Annotated in this window: 8 protein-coding genes; 4 read left to right on the forward strand and 4 right to left on the reverse strand. The window is 67.1% G+C overall.

All coding sequences use genetic code 11. The features are described 5' to 3' along the window. Positions 1-30: 30 nt before the first annotated feature. Both ACQVLG_RS25175 and ACQVLG_RS25180 read left to right on the forward strand, forming a co-directional pair. A complete protein-coding gene (locus ACQVLG_RS25175; RefSeq protein WP_474291591.1) occupies positions 31-8,439 on the forward strand; it encodes a YDG domain-containing protein in 8,409 nt (2,802 codons plus the stop codon). After that, a complete protein-coding gene (locus tag ACQVLG_RS25180) occupies positions 8,328-10,127 on the forward strand; it encodes a YDG domain-containing protein (protein ID WP_474291592.1) in 1,800 nt (599 codons plus the stop codon). Before ACQVLG_RS25175 ends, ACQVLG_RS25180 begins: the two co-directional genes overlap by 112 nt. A 43-nt stretch (positions 10,128-10,170) precedes the next feature. Here the strand turns inward: ACQVLG_RS25180 and ACQVLG_RS25185 are convergent, their stop codons facing one another. Continuing rightward, positions 10,171-11,112, reverse strand: a complete 942-nt coding sequence (locus ACQVLG_RS25185) for a DMT family transporter (protein ID WP_474291593.1) — start codon at positions 11,110-11,112, stop codon at positions 10,171-10,173. Between the two features lie 89 nt (positions 11,113-11,201). Further along, positions 11,202-12,236: a LacI family DNA-binding transcriptional regulator gene (locus ACQVLG_RS25190; RefSeq protein ID WP_474291594.1), complete on the reverse strand. Its 1,035-nt coding sequence runs from the start codon at positions 12,234-12,236 to the stop codon at positions 11,202-11,204. 115 nt (positions 12,237-12,351) lie between these two features. On the opposite strand from ACQVLG_RS25190, the gene ACQVLG_RS25195 reads away from it, so the two are divergent. Continuing rightward, a complete protein-coding gene (locus ACQVLG_RS25195) occupies positions 12,352-13,542 on the forward strand; it encodes a phytanoyl-CoA dioxygenase family protein (protein ID WP_474291595.1) in 1,191 nt (396 codons plus the stop codon). 11 nt (positions 13,543-13,553) lie between these two features. On the opposite strand, the gene ACQVLG_RS25200 is transcribed toward ACQVLG_RS25195, so the two are convergent. Next, positions 13,554-14,291 carry a glycoside hydrolase family 3 protein gene (locus ACQVLG_RS25200; protein WP_474291596.1) on the reverse strand — a complete coding sequence of 246 codons (738 nt, stop codon included), beginning with the start codon at positions 14,289-14,291 and terminating at the stop codon, positions 13,554-13,556. Next, positions 14,288-15,559, reverse strand: a complete 1,272-nt coding sequence (locus ACQVLG_RS25205; RefSeq protein WP_474291597.1) for a glycoside hydrolase family 3 protein — start codon at positions 15,557-15,559, stop codon at positions 14,288-14,290. Before ACQVLG_RS25205 ends, ACQVLG_RS25200 begins: the two co-directional genes overlap by 4 nt. A gap of 220 nt (positions 15,560-15,779) precedes the next feature. Here ACQVLG_RS25205 and ACQVLG_RS25210 point away from each other — a divergent pair, with 220 nt between their 5' ends. After that, complete coding sequence (locus ACQVLG_RS25210; RefSeq protein WP_474291598.1) at positions 15,780-16,817, forward strand: helix-turn-helix transcriptional regulator; 1,038 nt, start codon at positions 15,780-15,782, stop codon at positions 16,815-16,817. Positions 16,818-16,955 lie beyond the last annotated feature (138 nt).

Below are 16,955 nucleotides of genomic sequence, written 5' to 3' on the forward strand. Positions count from 1 at the left end.
TCTGCCTGAACCGAACCGGAGAATGTCATCATGAGCGGACATGCCACCATCAATCGCTTCTATCGCCTGATCTGGAGCGAGGCGCAAGGCGCCTGGATCGCCGTCGCGGAACATACGCGAGGACGTGGCAAGCGCAGCGGGCGCGGCGCCTTCATGGCCGCCCTGTTCGCCGGCCTGGGCCTGGCGCCGGCCGCCTGGGCCGCGCCGCCCGCGCCAGGCCAGCTGCCGACGGGCGGCCAGGTGACGGGAGGCACGCTGAGCATCGGCCAGACGGGCGCGCAGATGACCATCAACCAGGCCAGCCAGCGCGGCGCCATCGACTGGCAGACCTTCAACGTGGGCGCCCAGGCCCAGGTCAGCTTCCAGCAGCCCAACAGCGCAGCCGTGACCCTGAACCGCGTGCAGGACAGCCAGGCCAGCCAGATCTTCGGCCGCATCACGGCCAACGGCCAGGTCTTCCTCAGCAACCCGAATGGCGTGTATTTCAGCCCCACCGCATCGGTCAGCGTGGGCGGCCTGGTGGCCACCACGCACACGATGAATACGGCGGACTTCATGGCCGGCAGCAGCACCTTCACGCGCAACGGCGCCACGGGCGCGGTCGTCAACGACGGCAGCCTGCAGGCGGGACTGGGCGGCTACATCGCCATGCTGGCGCCGCAAGTGCGCAACAACGGCATCGTCATCGCCCAGGCCGGCACGGTGGCCATGGCGGCCGGCGAGCAGATCGCGCTGCAGTTTTCCGACAGCCGCACCCTGGCCGGCGTGCTGGTGTCGCCCTCGGCCATCGCCGCGCTGGTGGAAAACGGCGCGGCCGTGCATGCGCCAGGCGGCCTCATCATCATGTCGGCCCAGGCCGCCAACCAGCTGCAGGGCGGCGTAGTGCGCAACAGCGGCGCGCTGGAAGCGACGGGCCTGGCCGCGCGCGGCGGCAAGATCGTGCTCGACAGTTCAGGCCTGGTCGACAATGGCGGCAACCTGGACGTTTCGGGCACCCAGGGCGGCGCCATCGCCATCGCGGGCGACCGCATGCTCAATGCGGGCAGCCTGCGTGCCGATGGCGGCGGCACCATCACGAGCACGCTGGCCAACGGCCTGGTGGAAACAGCCAGCGCCACCGTCTCTGCGCAAGGGGGCGGCAGCATCGCCGTCGACGGCGGCGCCGGCAAGGTTTACACATCCGGCCGCTACCAGGCCGACGGCGAGCATGGCGGCAAGGTCGTCATCACGGCCCGCGACGTGGCCCTGATGGGCGCCAGGGTCAGCGCCACGGGCGCATCCGGCGGCGGCACCATCCTCGTCGGCGGCGATTACCAGGGCAGGAATGCGGCCATCCGGAATGCCGTCAACACCACCGTCGGCAAGGGCGTGACCCTGAATGCGGACGCCACCGGCGCAGGCAACGGCGGCAAGGTGGTCGTCTGGTCGGAAGAAAAAACCGTCTTCGGCGGCGACATCGGCGCGCGCGGCGGCGCCTGGGGCGGCGACGGCGGCATCATGGAAGTGTCCGGCAAGCAAACCCTGCATTTCGGCGGCACGGCCAACGGCTACGCGCGCTACGGCAAGTCGGGCACCCTGCTGCTGGATCCGAAAGACATCTACATCGACAGCCAGCTGTCGGGCCAGCTGGAATTCGTCGACCCCCACCCCACGGCCGGCGGCAGCTTCGGCAAGACCACCACGGCGCTGACCACGACGGCGGGCGCCACCATCACGCGCACCGGCTATGTCGTCATCACGAATCCGGACGACAACCTGGGCGCCACCGGCGCCGGCGCCGCCTACCTGTTCCGCCAGAGCGACCAGGCGCTGATCTCTACCCTGTACGGCACGCATGCGGGCGACAAGGTGGGCAGCTATGCCGTCACGGCGCTGGCCAACGGCAATTTCGTCGTCAGCAGCAATCTGTGGAACGCGGGCCGCGGCGCCGTCACCTGGGGCAACGGCACGACGGGCTGGGGCGCGGGCGCGCTGGCCGTGTCGTCAGCCAACAGCCTGGTGGGCAGCACGGGCACGCACATGAGCAGCCAGGGCTATGCCACCTCGGACAACGTGGGCGGCAGCGCCATCAAGACCTTGTCGAACGGCAACTATTTGGTCGGCACGGGAAGCTGGTCCGATTCGCGCGGCGCGCTCACCTTCGGCGACGGCAGCACGGGCGTGTCCGGCGTCGTCAGTGCCGGCAACAGCCTGGTGGGCAGCACGCCGATGACCATCGTGCTCGCCGATGGCTACAAACAGTACAAATTCGGCGATCAGGTGGGCGGCAGCATCAACCTTTTGCCCAACGACAACTATGTGCTGGTGAACTCGGGCTGGAACAAGGGCGTGGGCGCCGTCACCTTCGGTTCCGGCAGCAGCGCGCTGACGGGCGTGGTGGGCGCGGCCAACAGCCTGGTGGGCGACAGCACGCGCTTCGACGCCTCGGGTCAAGGGAACGGCACGGACAAGGTCGGCAAATACTTCCAGGCGCTCAGCGGTTCCCGCTTCCTCATCTACGGTTCGGACTGGAACAACAATGCCGGCATGCTGGCCACGTTTGATGGCGTCAACGCCGTCACGGGCCTCGTCTCGTCCGCCAACAGCCTCGTTGGCGGCGCCTTCGACTCGCTGTCGTCCGGCGGCGTCACCTTACTGGGCAGCAATAACGCCTATGTGATCAGCAGCCCGGGCTGGAACAGCTCGCGCGGCGCCGCCACCTGGGTGGCTTACGCCACGAACGTCAAGGATGTCATCGTGGCCAACGGCCTGGTCGGCGCCACCACGGGCGACAGCATCGGCAGCAAGGCCATCACCGCGCTGGCCAACAACGATTACGTGGTCTCGAGCCCGAACTGGAACGGCACGCGGGGCGCCTCCACCCTCGTCGACGGCACCACGGGCTTGAGCAAGGCCAGCCAGGATGGCACGGTCGGCGCCGGCAACAGCCTGGTCGGCAGCCAGGTCAATGACCGGGTGGGCGCGGGCGGCATCCTGGCCCTCGTCGGCAATGGCAATTACCTGGCCCTGAGTCCGTACTGGGCCAATGGCGGCAACGCCAGTGCCGGCGCCGTGACGTGGAACAGTGGCAGCAGCCCCACGCTGGGCGCCGTCTCGGCCGTCAACAGCCTGGTCGGCAGCTTCAGCGGCGACCGTATCGGCTCCTACCAGTACAACAGTTACCAGACCAACAATCCCGTACCCGTGCTGCAGGAAGGCACGTCGATTACCGTGCTATCGAACGGCAACTACGCCGTGGCCAGCCCCATGTGGAACGGCACGCGCGGCGCCGTCACCTGGAGCAACGGCGCCACCGGCGCCACGGCCGATGGCGGCCACACGATCAGCGCTGCCAATAGCCTGATCGGCAGCAATGTCAGCGACTTCATCGGCGGCTTCGTCGTCCCGTCCGACATCATCACCAATCCCGCGACCAGCGCCACCAGCCACCAGGATGCCATCGGCAACGGCATTACCGGGCTATCGAACGGCAATTTCGTCACGGCCAGCAGCTACTGGCGCAATGGCGCCGCGCTGCGCGCCGGTGCCGTCACCTGGAGCGATGGGGGCGGCGCGCCGGCCGTCGGTGCCGTGTCGGCCGCCAACAGCCTGGTCGGCAGCGTCACGGACGACCGGGTCGGCACGGGCAAGAACAATGTGAGCGGCGTGACGGCCCTGCTGGCCGGCTACGACGGCGACGGCAAGCAGTTGTACAGCGGCAACTATGTCGTCTCCAGCATCCTTTGGAATAATGGCGCGCTGGCCGATGCGGGCGCCGTCACCTGGGGCAGCGGCACGGGGCCCCTGACGGGCACGATTTCCGACAGCAACAGCGTGCTGGGCTTGAAGGCGAACGACAGCAAGGACTGGACCGTCGCGCCGCTGGCCGTGGCCGGCAGTTACCTGATCCAGAACCAGTACTGGGACAATGGCGCCGCCACAGGCGCCGGCGCGTTGACGTGGATCAATGGCAGCACGGGCCGCCTGTCCGACTATGCGGCGCAGGGCAACCGCAACATCATCTCCTCCGCCAACAGCCTCGTGGGCACCCAGGCCGGCGACAATATCGGCTCTTATGTCGACTATCTGTACAATTACGATGCCGTCAACAATGTCAACCGCTATACGGGCAATTATGTTGCCCTGAGCACCAGCTGGGCCAATGGCGCCAACGCGGCGGCCGGGGCCGTCACCTGGGGCAGCGGCGTGGCCGGCGTCAGCGGCGTGGTCGGCCGGGACAACAGCATCGTGGGCGAAAAGGCCGGCGATTACCTGGGTTCCTACTACGCAGCACTGATCAACGGCCACTATGTGGTGTCCAACCCCACCCGCGACATCAACGGCATCGTCAACGCCGGCGCCGTCAGCTGGGTCGATGGCAACACGGGCAGGCTGAACGACTATGCAGCGCAGGGCAACCAGAACATCATGTCGGCCGCCAACGCCATGGTCGGCAGCCACGTCAACGATTACCTGGGCACCAGCATCCAGCTGGCCACGTACTACGGCACCACGGCCGATTATGCGAATGCCGGCTATTTCATCATCTCGCCGGACTGGAACTGCGGCGCCGGCGCCGTCAATTTCATCAGCAATGCGGGCGCCCCCCTGAGCGGCACGACGGGCCCCGCCAATGCCGGGGTCGGTAATCCGAACGGCCGCTTCTGGGGCGGGCTCGGCTATTCCCCGAACATGTCGCTGGCCGGCACTGGCACCGCTTTCGTCACCTTCGCGGGCGACAACGGCCACGTGATCCTCGTCTCGTCCAGCATGCCGGCAGCCAATTCCATGTGGCTGCCGGGCGCCACCGGCTTCGGCGACGCCGAAGGCGCGACGCAGGCCATGACGCCCGACTACATCGCCGGCGTCTTGCGCACCGGTACCAGCGTGACCTTGCAGGCAAATAATGATATTTTCGTCAAGAGCGGCATCGACGCGAGCGGCGGCGTGGCCGGCGGCGCACTGACCATGCAGGCCGGACGCAGCATTGCCGTGCTGGGCGACATCATCACGGGCAACCGCGACCTGAACCTGATCGCCAACGACAGCCTGGCCAACGGCGTCAAGGATGCCTACCGCGACGCGGGCATCGCCACCATCAGCATGGGCAGCAACGGCCTAGGCACGCCTGCCGTGATCGATGCGGGCACGGGCCATGTCTCGATGCTGATGGCCGACGGCAGCGACAAGAGCAACGCCATGGCCGGCTCGATCAGCGTCAACAGCATCACGGCGGCCAGCATCAAGCTGGTCAACCAGGGCAATGGCGCCGGCACCGTGGCCGACCTGCCCGACATGAGCGCCAATTGCTGCGGTTTCGACGTCGGCTACCGCGGCATCGGCGCCGACGTGACATTGAACGCCGGCGCCGTCCTGAACGCCAGCGGCGCCGGCACGGCCGTGACCCTGGCGGCGAAAGGCAATTTCAACAATAATTCAGGCAATGGCGCGGCGAGCATCGCCCTGTCCGACCCGGGCGCGCGCTGGCTCGTGTACGCGAGCGCCCCTGGCGCCAGCACGTTCGGCAACCTCGACAGCAACAATACGGCCGTCTGGAACAGCAGCTACACGGGCAGCGATGCCACGCAGACGGGCAACCGCTACCTGTTCGCCTACCAGCCCACCATCACCGTCAACACGCAAAACGTCAGCAAGACTTATGGCGACGACCTCGCCACGGGCACGGCCCTGGTGGACCAGGTCATCAGCCTGTCCGGCGCACAGGGCGCCGTGGCGGGCGCGTATCTCGGCGATACGGTTTCTACCGCCCTGTCCGGCGCCATCACGGCCACGTCCGCCGGCGCGGCCGCCAACGCCGGCGCGGCGGGCAGCCCCTACGCCATCACCGTCGACCTGTCCGGCGCCAGCGGCAACAACGGCTATGCCGTGATGCTGGGGAGCAATACGCCGCGTACCCTGACGGTGCAAAAGAAAACGCTGACGGCTTCGCTCAATCCCGTCAGCAAGACCTACGACGGCGGCAGCCTGATGGCCCTGTCGACCGGCGACTATGTATTGAGCGGCCTGGTTGGCAGCGAATCGTTCGGCATCATTTCCTCCTTTGGCCTGTACGGCGGCGTCAACGTGGGCAGCTATGCCGTCACCGCCACCTTGTCAGCAGGCAATTTCACGGCCGGCGCGGGCACCCTGGCCAGCAACTACACCCTGCCCACCTCGGCCAGCGGCACGGGCGCCATCACGCCAAAGGCGCTGACGGCCGTGGTAATCGGCACGCCGACCAAGACTTACGACGGCAACGCCAACGCTATCCTTTCCGCCGGCAACTACCAGCTGCTAGGCTTTGCAGGCGGACAGTCGGCCAGTGTCGGCCAGGTGGCGGGCCTGTACAATTCCAGCGACGTGGCCGGCGCCAGCAGCGTCAGCGCCCTGCTCTCGGCCGGCGACTTCACGGCCGGCAGCGGCACCCTGTTCAGCAATTACATCCTGCCGACGAGCGCCAGCGGCGCGGCCGCCATCACGGCCAAGGCCCTGACGGCCAGCCTGACCGGCAGCATCGTCAAGACCTACGACGGCACGACCGCAGCGCTGCTGGGCAGCGCCAACTATAACCTGGCCGGTTTCATCGGCAGCCAGTCCGCCAGCATCGCGCAAACGGCAGGCAGCTACAATGCCGCCAATGTGGCCAGCGCGAACAGCGTGACGGCCAGCCTGTCGGCAGGCGACTTCACGGCCGGTTCCGGCACCACCCTGTCGAACTACGCTCTGCCCGCCTCGGCGAGCGGCGCCGCCAGCATCACGGCCAAGGCCTTGACGGCCAGCCTCGCGGGCAGCATAGGCCGCGCCTACGACGGCACGACCACGGCCAGCCTGGCAAGCACCAACTACACGCTTGATGGTCTGGTTTCGGGCGAATCGTTCAGCGTCACCAAGGCCACCGGCACCTTCGACAGCCGCAACGCGGGCAGCCGCACGGTCAGCACGACGCTGTCGTCCGAGGATTTCACGGCCGGCATGGGCACCTCGTATGCCAATTACCTCCTGCCCACCAGCGCCACGGGCACGGGGACCATCACGCCGAAGGCCGTCGTGCTCACCGCGCCGTCCATCAGCAAAGTGTATGACGGCACTCTGGCCTATACCACCGGCAGCGGCGACCTGTCCGCCCTGTCGGCCGCCCTGGTGGCCGGCGACACGGTGACGAATGCCGCGTTCAGCTATGCCGGCAAGAACGCCGGCAACGGCAACAAGGCGGTCAATTTCAACAGCGCCACGCTCAGCGACGGCAATGGCGGCGGCAATTACAGCGTCACCCTGGCCGGCAACGCCAGCAGCACGATCACGCCGCGCATCCTCACCGTGCAGGCGACGGGCGTCAGCCGCGCGTACGACGCCACCACCGATGCCAGCGTCACCCTGGGCGACGACCGCGTGGCCGGCGACGTGCTGGACATCACCAAGGCCGCCGCCAGCTTCGCCAACAAGAACGCGGGCGTGAATAAAACCGTCACCGTCACCGGCATCGCCGCCGGGGGCGCGGATGCCGGCAACTACGTCGTGGAAAACACCAGCGCCCTGACGACGGCCACGATCACGCCCGCACTGCTGCAGGTGACGGGCGTCACGGCGCAGAGCCGCAGCTACGACACGACGCGCAACGCCCTGATCACGGGCACGCCCACCGTGCAGGCGCTCGGCAGCGACGTGGTCACCATCACGGGCACGGGAACGGGCCTGTTCGCCGACAAGAACGCGGGCGTCAACAAGGCCGTCAGCGTCAGCGGCTACACGACGGAAGACGGCAACTACCTGCTGCTGCAGCCGGCGGGCCTGACGGCCACCATCACGCCGGCCGTGCTGGAACTGTTCGGACTGAACTCGGGCGTGAGCAAGGCCTATGACGGCACGACGGGCATCGCGCTGACGGGCGCGCCCATCGTCTTTGGCCTGGGCAGCGACAGCGTCACCGTGCTGGGCACGGGCACGGGCCAGTTCGCCGACAAGAACGCGGGCATGGGCAAGGCCATCACGGTGAGCGGTTTGACTTCCAGCGACAGCAACTACACGATAGGCCAGGCGCCAGAACTGACGGGCAGCATCACGCCCGCCCAGCTGACCCTCGGCCCCGTGTCGGCCATCACGCGCGCCTACGATGGCGGCACCAATGCGCAAATCGCCATCGGCAGCTACACCCTCAACGGCCTGGTGGCAGGCGAATCGTTCAGCGTCACCAGGGCCACCGGCACCTTCGACAGCCGCAACGCGGGCAGCCGCAGCGTCAATGTGTCGCTGTCGTCCGAGGATTTCACGGCCGGCATGGGCACCTCGTATGCCAATTACCTCCTGCCCACCAGCGCCACGGGCACGGGACCATCACGCCGAAGGCCGTCGTGCTCACCGCGCCGTCCATCAGCAAGGTGTATGACGGCACTCTGGCCTATACCACCGGCAGCGGCGACCTGTCCGCCCTGTCGGCCGCCCTGGTGGCCGGCGACACGGTGACGAATGCCTCGTTCAGCTATGCCGACAAGAACGCCGGCAACGGCAACAAGGCGGTCAATTTCAACAGCGCCACGCTCAGCGACGGCAATGGCGGCGGCAATTACAGCGTCACGCTGGCCGGCAACGCCAGCAGCACGATCACCCCGCGCATCCTCACCGTGCAGGCGACGGGCGTCAGCCGCGCGTACGACGCCACCACCGATGCCAGCGTCACCCTGGGCGACGACCGCGTGGCCGGCGACGTGCTGGACGTCACCAAGGCCGCCGCCAGCTTCGCCAACAAGAACGCGGGCGTGAATAAAACCGTTACCGTCACCGGCATCGCCGCCGGTGGCGCGGATGCCGGCAACTACGTCGTGGAAAACACCAGCGCCCTGACGACGGCCACGATCACGCCCGCCCTGCTGCAGGTGACGGGCGTGACGGCGCAGAGCCGCAGCTACGACACGACGCGCAACGCCCTGATCACGGGCACGCCTACCGTGCAGGCGCTCGGCAGCGACGTGGTCACCATCATGGGCACGGGCACGGGCCTGTTCGCCGACAAGAACGCGGGCGTCAACAAGGCCGTCAGCGTCAGCGGCTACACGACGGAAGATGGCAACTACCTGCTGCTGCAGCCGGCGGGCCTGACGGCCACCATCACGCCGGCCGTGCTGCAAGTGAGCGGCTTGAGCCTGGCGGCGCCCAAGACCTACGACGGCACGCGCGGCGTGGCGCTATCCGGCACCCCGGTGGTGTCGGGCTTCGAAGGCGAAACCGTCACCGTGGGCGGGAATGGCAGCGGCCAGTTCGCCGACAAGAATGTGGGCAAGGGCAAGGCCATCACCCTGGCCGGCTATACCTCCAGCGACAGCAACTACGCCATCGGCCAGCAAACTGGCCTGGCGGGCGATATCACTCCGGCCCAGGTCGCTGTGACAGGCGTTCACGCCAACAACAAGACGTTCGACGGCAATGCCGTGGCCAGCCTGGGCGGCACGGCGGTCATCAATGTCTTCGGCGAGGACGACGTCGCCCTCGCCGGCACGCCTGGCGCCAGCTTTGCCGATGCCACTGCCGGCAAGGCCAAGCCGGTCAGCGTCAACGGCTATGCACTGGCGGGGGCGGATGCGGCCAACTACACCCTGAGCCAGCCGCAGGGCCTCAGCGCGGACATCCTCGATGCCGCCGTCCAGGTGCCGCCGCCCGTCGTCGTGCCCGTGCCACCGTTGCCGGCCCTGCCGCTGGCGCAGCAGCGCGTGGCGCCCGGCCTGAGCATGCCGCCGCTGGGGGACCTGCCGTCCGCGGACGCCGGCTTGAGCAGCACGCCACCGGCCCTTCCCGCCCTGGCAGCCGGCACGGCGCTCAAGCTGACCAGCACACCCGGCATCAGCGTGTCGCTGGTAAGGCCAGCGTCGCTGCAGCAGAATGGCGCAATCGCCGTCTCGATACCGAAGGAGATCGCCGATGCAGGCAATGGTTTCGGCTTCCCGCTGCCGGCGCAGATCGTCGAAGCGGCCGCTGTCAACCGCGTGCCCGTGCAGGCGACCCTGGCCGATGGCGCGCCGCTGCCGGCGTGGATCAGCTACAACGCCGACAGCAAGACCTTTGCCGTCACCCGCCTGCCGGACGGCGCGCTGCCACTGCAAGTCTTGCTGATCCTGGGCAGCCAGCGCGCGATGATGGTGATCGCGGAGGTCCAGTAAGACTCAGCGCGCCGGAGGGCGGCGCTGGCCGCCCTCGCGTCCGTCAAGCCCCGGCCTCCTGCCGTGCATGCGCATGCACGGACCACAGCACGCCCGCCGTCAGCAAGAACATCGCCGCCCACTCCAGCAGGCGCGGCATGCGCTGCGCGTAGACGAAGCCGTACAGCAGCGCGAACAGGGTCTCCGACAGGATCAGCTGCCCCGACAAGGTCACCGGCACCAGGCGCGACGCCAGGTTCCACAGGTAGTTGCCGATCACGGAAGCGCCCAGCGCCAGCAGCAGACACACAAGCCAGAAGCGGGGCCAGTCGCGCGCCGGCGCGTCATCGGCGCCACTTGCCTGCTGCAGCGCCAGCATCACGGCGCCCACGGCCAGCGCGATGACGCCGCTGGCCAGGCCATACAGCATGGCCCACTCCACGGAGCTGACATGCGCGTGGCGCTTGAGGAAGCGGGTGTTGTCGAGCGCATACCAGGTCCAGCAGGCGAGCGCGCCGATGGCGTACAGCACGCCGGCCAGCTTGCGCGCCAGGCTGGCGCCGTCCGCGCCGCCCGCATGGCTGAAGATATCGCCATTGATGCAGGCGATGCCCGCGGCCACCGCCAGCAGCGGCCAGGCCAGGCGGCGCAGCGGTAGCGCGCCGTGATCCTTGCGGCCGACAATCGTCACGCTCAGGGGCAGTAAACCAATGATCAGGGAAGTGGGCGCCACGCCGGCCAGCTTGACGCCATACGCCAGCAGCAGGTAATACACGACGTTGCCGGCCAGCGCCTGGCGCAGCATGGCCAGCCAGTCATCGCGCCGCAAGCGCCGCAGCAGGGGCAAGAGGCGCGGCAGCATCAGCCCGGCCGCCAGCGCGCCATAGCAGGCGTAGCGGCCCACCATCAGCTCGGCCGGAGAAAAATCCGGCAGCAAGACGGGTACAATGAAAACGGCGCCCCAGAAGGCGCCGGCCAGCAAACCATATACGATCCCACGCCACATGCCGCCATACCCTCGTCATCGTTCAGGGACGCCAGTATGGCATGCGGCGCGCACTGCCGTCAGCCCCGGGCCAGCAAGCCGGGCGGCCGTCAATTCAGGGCCGGCAGATTCCACGGCGTGACGATCTGGATGGCGGACAGCGGCTGCGGCTGCGCCAGGGCCGGCAGAGCGCCCTGCGCCCGCAACACCTCCTGGCAGGCGCGCCGCATGTCCTGGCCCAGGTCGTGGTGCAGCACGGCATGGATGGCGCCCGACTTGAGCAGCGCCACATTGTCCGCATCGAGGTCGTGGCCGATGAAGACCTGGCAAAGCCGGCCCGCCTGCGCGAACGCCTGCACGATGGCGGCATTGCCGCCGCCGATCGAATACACGGCGGCGATGCCCGGGTGCGCGGCCAGGGCTTCGCGCACCAGCGCTCCCGTGGCGCCGTCGATGCCGTGGCCCTCGCTCACCTCGACGATGGACAAGTGGCGGTGCCGTTCGCGCAGGGCGCGGCGAAAGCCGATCTCGCGCTCTTCCTCGCCATGAAAGCGGTTGCTGCTCAGGGTCACCAGCACCTGCTGTTTTTTCCGGCTGCCCAGCCACTGGCCGAGCAGGTAGGCGGCCGTCTCGCCCGCCGCGCGGTTGTCCATGCCCACATAGCTGCGGCGCGCGGAGGACGGCAAGTCCGTCACCAGCGTCACCACGGGGATGCCGGCCGCCGCCGCCAGCCGGTTCACCGCTTCCGCCACCGCTGGCAAGTCCGGTGCTTTCAGCAGCACGCCATGGCTGCCGTTCTTGCGGATGCGCTCGATCAAATCGACGATGCCGTCCACGTCCAGGGTTTCATGCAGGTGAAAGCGCGAACGCAGCACGGCCGGATGCAGCGACGGCAACTCGCCCTCCAGCGCGGCGCGCACGGCGTCCGTAAAGCGACGCGGCGCCACCATCAGCACGTCGAGCATGAATTTTCTGCCGGACAGGCCCACCTGCGTGCTTTGCCGCGCCAGCTCGTCGAGCGCCTGCATCACGCGGCGCACCGTATTGGCGTGCACGCCCCCGCGCTGCTTGATGACGCGGTCGACCGTGGCCACGCTGACGCCGGCCTGCAGCGCCACGACCTTGACGGGGAAAGGATGCGTCATGCCATATCCATTTTAAGGAATTGATGGTTTTTTGATGTATTTCTTGATGATAAATGCGGATTTTCATCCCTATACTGATTCTACAACTTATTTTTACAACATCAGGAGACACCGCATGCCCACCACCGCCACCGCCGCGCCGCCCGCCCCTTTCTGGCTGTCGCAGCAAGACTGCCAGCTCGATGAGTTCATCCGCACCGTCAGCCTATCCACGGCGCTGGCCGACTATCCCCACGCCGCTGCGGTGGAAGAAAACATCCTCGTCTACGACTGCGACCAGGTGCGCGCACTGGCCGGCAAGCCGCTGGCTTTGCGCGCGCTGCAGGCCGAATGGGGCCAGGCGCTGATGGACGGTCCCGGCGTCATCGTACTGAAACGCGCCGTCACCGACAGGGAGACGCTGGAACAGGTGAGTCGCGTGTTTCACGCGCTGATCGCCGAACAGCATGCCAGCGGCCAGGCGGCCGGCGACCATTTCGCCAAGCCTGGCGCGAATGACCGCATCTGGAATGCCCAGCAAAAGCTGTGCCTGCGCGCCCCCGAGGCCTTTGCGCGCTATTACGCCAATCCCGTCTTTGCGTGGATCGCCGAAGCCTGGCTCGGTCCCGCCTACCAGATAACGGCGCAAGTGAACGTCGTCAACCCGGGCGGAGCCGCGCAGGCGCCGCACCGCGACTACCACCTGGGCTTTCAGAGCGCCGCCGCCTGCGCCGCCTACCCGGCGCCCGTGCACCAGATGTCGGCCCTCCTGACCCTGCAGGGCGCCGTCGCCCACTGCGACATGCCGCTGGAATCCGGCCCTACCCTGTACCTGCCTTATTCGCAGCGCTACCGACCCGGTTTTCTCGCCTGGCAGCAGCGGCCGTTTCGCGACTATTTTGCCCGGCATTGCGTGCAGCTGCCGCTGTCGAAAGGCGACGCCGTGTTCTTCAATCCCGCCCTGTTCCACGCGGCGGGGCATAACCGCTCGCCCGACATCCGCCGCATGGCCAAGCTGCTGCAAGTGTCATCGCCGTTCGGGCGCGCCATGGAAACGCTGGACCGCCGCGCCATGAGCGCCGCCCTGTATCCGGCCCTGCAGGCGCTGCGCGCGCAGGGCGCCCTCACTGACGAAGACATCGGCCACGCGGTGGCCGCCTGCGCCGAAGGCTATGCCTTCCCCAGCAACCTGGACCGCGACCAGCCCATCGACGGCATGGCGCCGCCCACGCAGCAGCAGCTGATGCGCGAAGCGCTGGCGCAAGACTGGCCGCTGGCGCGCTTTATCGACGCCCTGGACAGCCACGCCTGGCGCCAGCAAGCCTGAACAGCAGCGTTTTAGTACCCCAGCCCGTAACCGAACTTGTACAGCGGATGGGCCGTGTCATACGGCACGTCCGATTTCTGCACCTGTACTTCGGCCATCGACGATGGCAGCTCGAACGGCAGCTTGCCTTGCGGCTTGGCCTTGCCCGTCAGGACGTCGAACAGCGCGCCGTCGCTCACGCCAAAGTTGGCGAGGATGGCGCTGGCCTTGTCCTGCACGTTGCCGAGGATGGCCGGACGGTCCAGGTACACGGTGACCACCGTCTTCGGCGCATACTTGGCCGCGTTCTTGATCGCCTCGTAGTCGGCATTGCCGTCGACGTAATCGAGGCGGCCCTCGTGCTGCATGCTGCCGAAGATGTAGTTCGGGTGCAGGGTTTCATACGGCGCGGCCACGCGCAGCAGGGCCACGTCCGCTTCCTGCGGCGTGGCGACCACCGTGTAGCCATACTGCCGCGCCACGGCCGCATCGATGCCGTACAGGTAGACCTTTTTGACGGTGGCCGCCAGCGGCAAGACCTTGTCCTTGTTTTCCAGCAAGACGAGCGAGCGGCGCTGGGCCTCCAGGCCCGCTTCGACGAATTCCGCCTTGCCCACCGTGCTGGCCGCCTTGGCCGCATCGACAAACGGATGCTCGAACAGGCCCTGCTTGAATTTCTGGATCAGGATGCGCCGCGCCGAGGCGTTGATGCGCGCTTCCGTCAGTTGGCCACGCTGCACGGCTTGCGTCAGATACGGCGCTTCCGTCACGCCGCCAAATGGTCCATCCCCGCCGTCACGGCTTTTACATAACGCTCGGCCTTGGTGGCGTCTTCCATGCCCCACGGCGTGCCGAAGCCGATGAAGGAAGGCGCCACGCCAGGCGCCGTGCCGTTGCGGCAGTTGGCGTCGCAGTCGGACGTGATGCCCCAGTCGGACAGGATCACGCCCTCGAAACCGTATTTTCCGCGCAGCAGATCCGTCAGCATGGTCTTGCTGAAGCCGGCCGCCACTTGCTCCAGGGTGATGCCGTCGATGGTGATATTGCCATCCGGCAAGGCGTAGGTCGGCATGACGGAAGCCGCCTTCGCCGTGAACGCCCCTTCGAACGGCTTCACGTGGTAAGCAAAATTGTTGCCCGGGTAGGTCATGTAGCGGCCATAGTAATTGTGGCCGTCGAAGCCCTCTTTCGTGGCGCCATAGCCGACCCAGTGCTTGACGACGGCCACCACGCTGCCGTCATGCAAGCCAGTATTGCCGTCCTGGAAACCCTCGATATAGTGCTGCACCATGCGCCTGGCCAGGTCCGCGTCTTCGCCAAAGGTGCCGTTGATGCGCGACCAGCGCGGCTCGGTGGCCAGGTCTGCCTGCGGCGACAGCGCCTGCGTGATGCCGACGGCCAGGTATTCCTGGCGCGCGATGTCGCCGAAGCGGCGCACCAGCGCATCGTCGCCGATGGCGGCCAGGCCCAGGGTTTCCGGCCACTGCGAGAAACCGGAGGTAGCCGCGCTGGCGCCCACCGTGTACTGGAAATGGTGGCGCGGGTCCGTGCTGATGGAGACGGGAATTCCGTGGCGCGAGGTTTCGCTCAGCGCCTGTACCTTGTTGTACTGGGCCGCCATATTGGCCGTGTCGCCCGCCATGCGGGTAATGAAGGTGTTGACGTACTGCTTGACGATCAGATCCTGCAGGGCCGTGAGGTCATACGCGCCGCCCAGGCCGATGCCGGAAGGGTCGGACACGGTGGGCGCCGTGCCGTGCATCATCAGGCCCGCCTTTTCATCGAGGCTCATGCGCGACAACAAGTCGTCGGCACGCGCCTCGGCCGGCAGGCGCCAGTCTTCGTACGGGTCGATCTTGCCGTTGCGGTTCATGTCCTTGAAGGTATAGCCGTCGACTTTCAACTGGGTGTAGGTGGTGGCGCCGAATACGGGCTGCGTGTATTGCTCGCTGCTGGTGTCGTTGCCGCAGGCGGCCAGGGCAAGCGTGGCGACGCAGCCGGCGACCACGCGGGCCATCGGTTTCAAAGTGCAATTCATCATTATCTCCAAGACTGTTTTTGTAGGTATCAAGGCGCGACAGCAAGGCCGGCCGAAAACAATATAGCGTGAGAATGCGTGAGTTTCTTGACCGCGCAGCACGCGTTTTATACCCGCGAGAACAATTTTTGGTTAAGCGCCACGACAACCAACAATTTCCTACAAAGTGCTAATATTTGTGAAAAATTACTACAACAAGCAGAATAAGCAGGAGGCAGCCTTGCACAAACCCGACACGCGCACGGTTTCGAACCGCATCGCGCAGCAATGCGCGCGCGCCATGCAGGCCGATGGGCACGACCCCGCCGACTTTTTCCGCCAGACGGGCATCACGCCGGCGCAGATGGAGGAGCCGGGCGGCCGCATCAACGCCGAGCGGCACCGCCGCATGACGGCCTACGCCCAGCAACTGCCGCAGCACCGCGGCTTGCTCGACCTGGACGTGACGCACTGGTTCGCGCATTACTCGGGCATCGCCCACGTCTGCTTCAACCGCCCCACCCTGCGCGGCGCGCTGCACGAGCTGCTGCACTTGCGGGGCCTGATCGGCGAATTCGACTTCATGCTGATGAGCGAAAATGGCACGCGCATCGAGATCGAATACCTGTCCGAGTTCTGCCCGCTGGGCGGCGCCATGCAGGCGCTGGCCAATTTCCGCATGCTGTCGCTGGTGGCGCGCGCCTATGACGATGGCGCCGCCACCGCCTTCCATGCCGGTTTCCAGGGCAAGGCGCCGTGGTTCGCGCCGGCCATTGCCGAGTGCTTCGGCGCCGCCGCCACCTTCGGCCAGGCGCGCAATACCCTGACCTTCAACGCGCCAGCGCTGGACCGGCCCTTCGCCCAGTTCAACGCCATGCTGGCGCCGCACGCGCTGCGGCACGCACAGGGACAATTGCAGCAGCTGCAGGGGGCGCAGCTGTTTTCCGCCCGCGTGGAGCAGGCGATCATCGATTTGCTGGGCCGGCAAGGCGCCGGGGACGCCGACGGCGCCGCGCTGCTGCCGGCCCTGTGCGACGGCCTGGCGATGAACCGCTGGACCTTGCAGCGCCAGCTGCAGCAGGAGCAGACCTCGTTCCGCGCACTGGAACTGCGCGCGAAAAGCCGCGAATCGCGCCGCCTGCTGCGCGAAACGAGCCTGAGCGTGGTGGAAATCGGCGAGCGCCTGGGCTTTTCCTCGCAAAGCGCGTTCACCCGCTTCTTCAAGACCCAATTCGCGCTGCCGCCGGCGCGCTACCGGCAGGATGCCGCCGGAGCCTAGAGAAAGAGACAAGCAACAAAAAACAAAAAACAAGCAAACAAGCAAGCCACGAAACGGCCCAAGTCAGAAAGACAGGCTCCCCGGGCCAAGCGGACCTGAAAAATGCCGAGGGCAAGGCGCGGCGACGCAGACAGTACG

The sequence above is a fragment of the Janthinobacterium sp. TPC_1 genome, assembly GCF_056037845.1.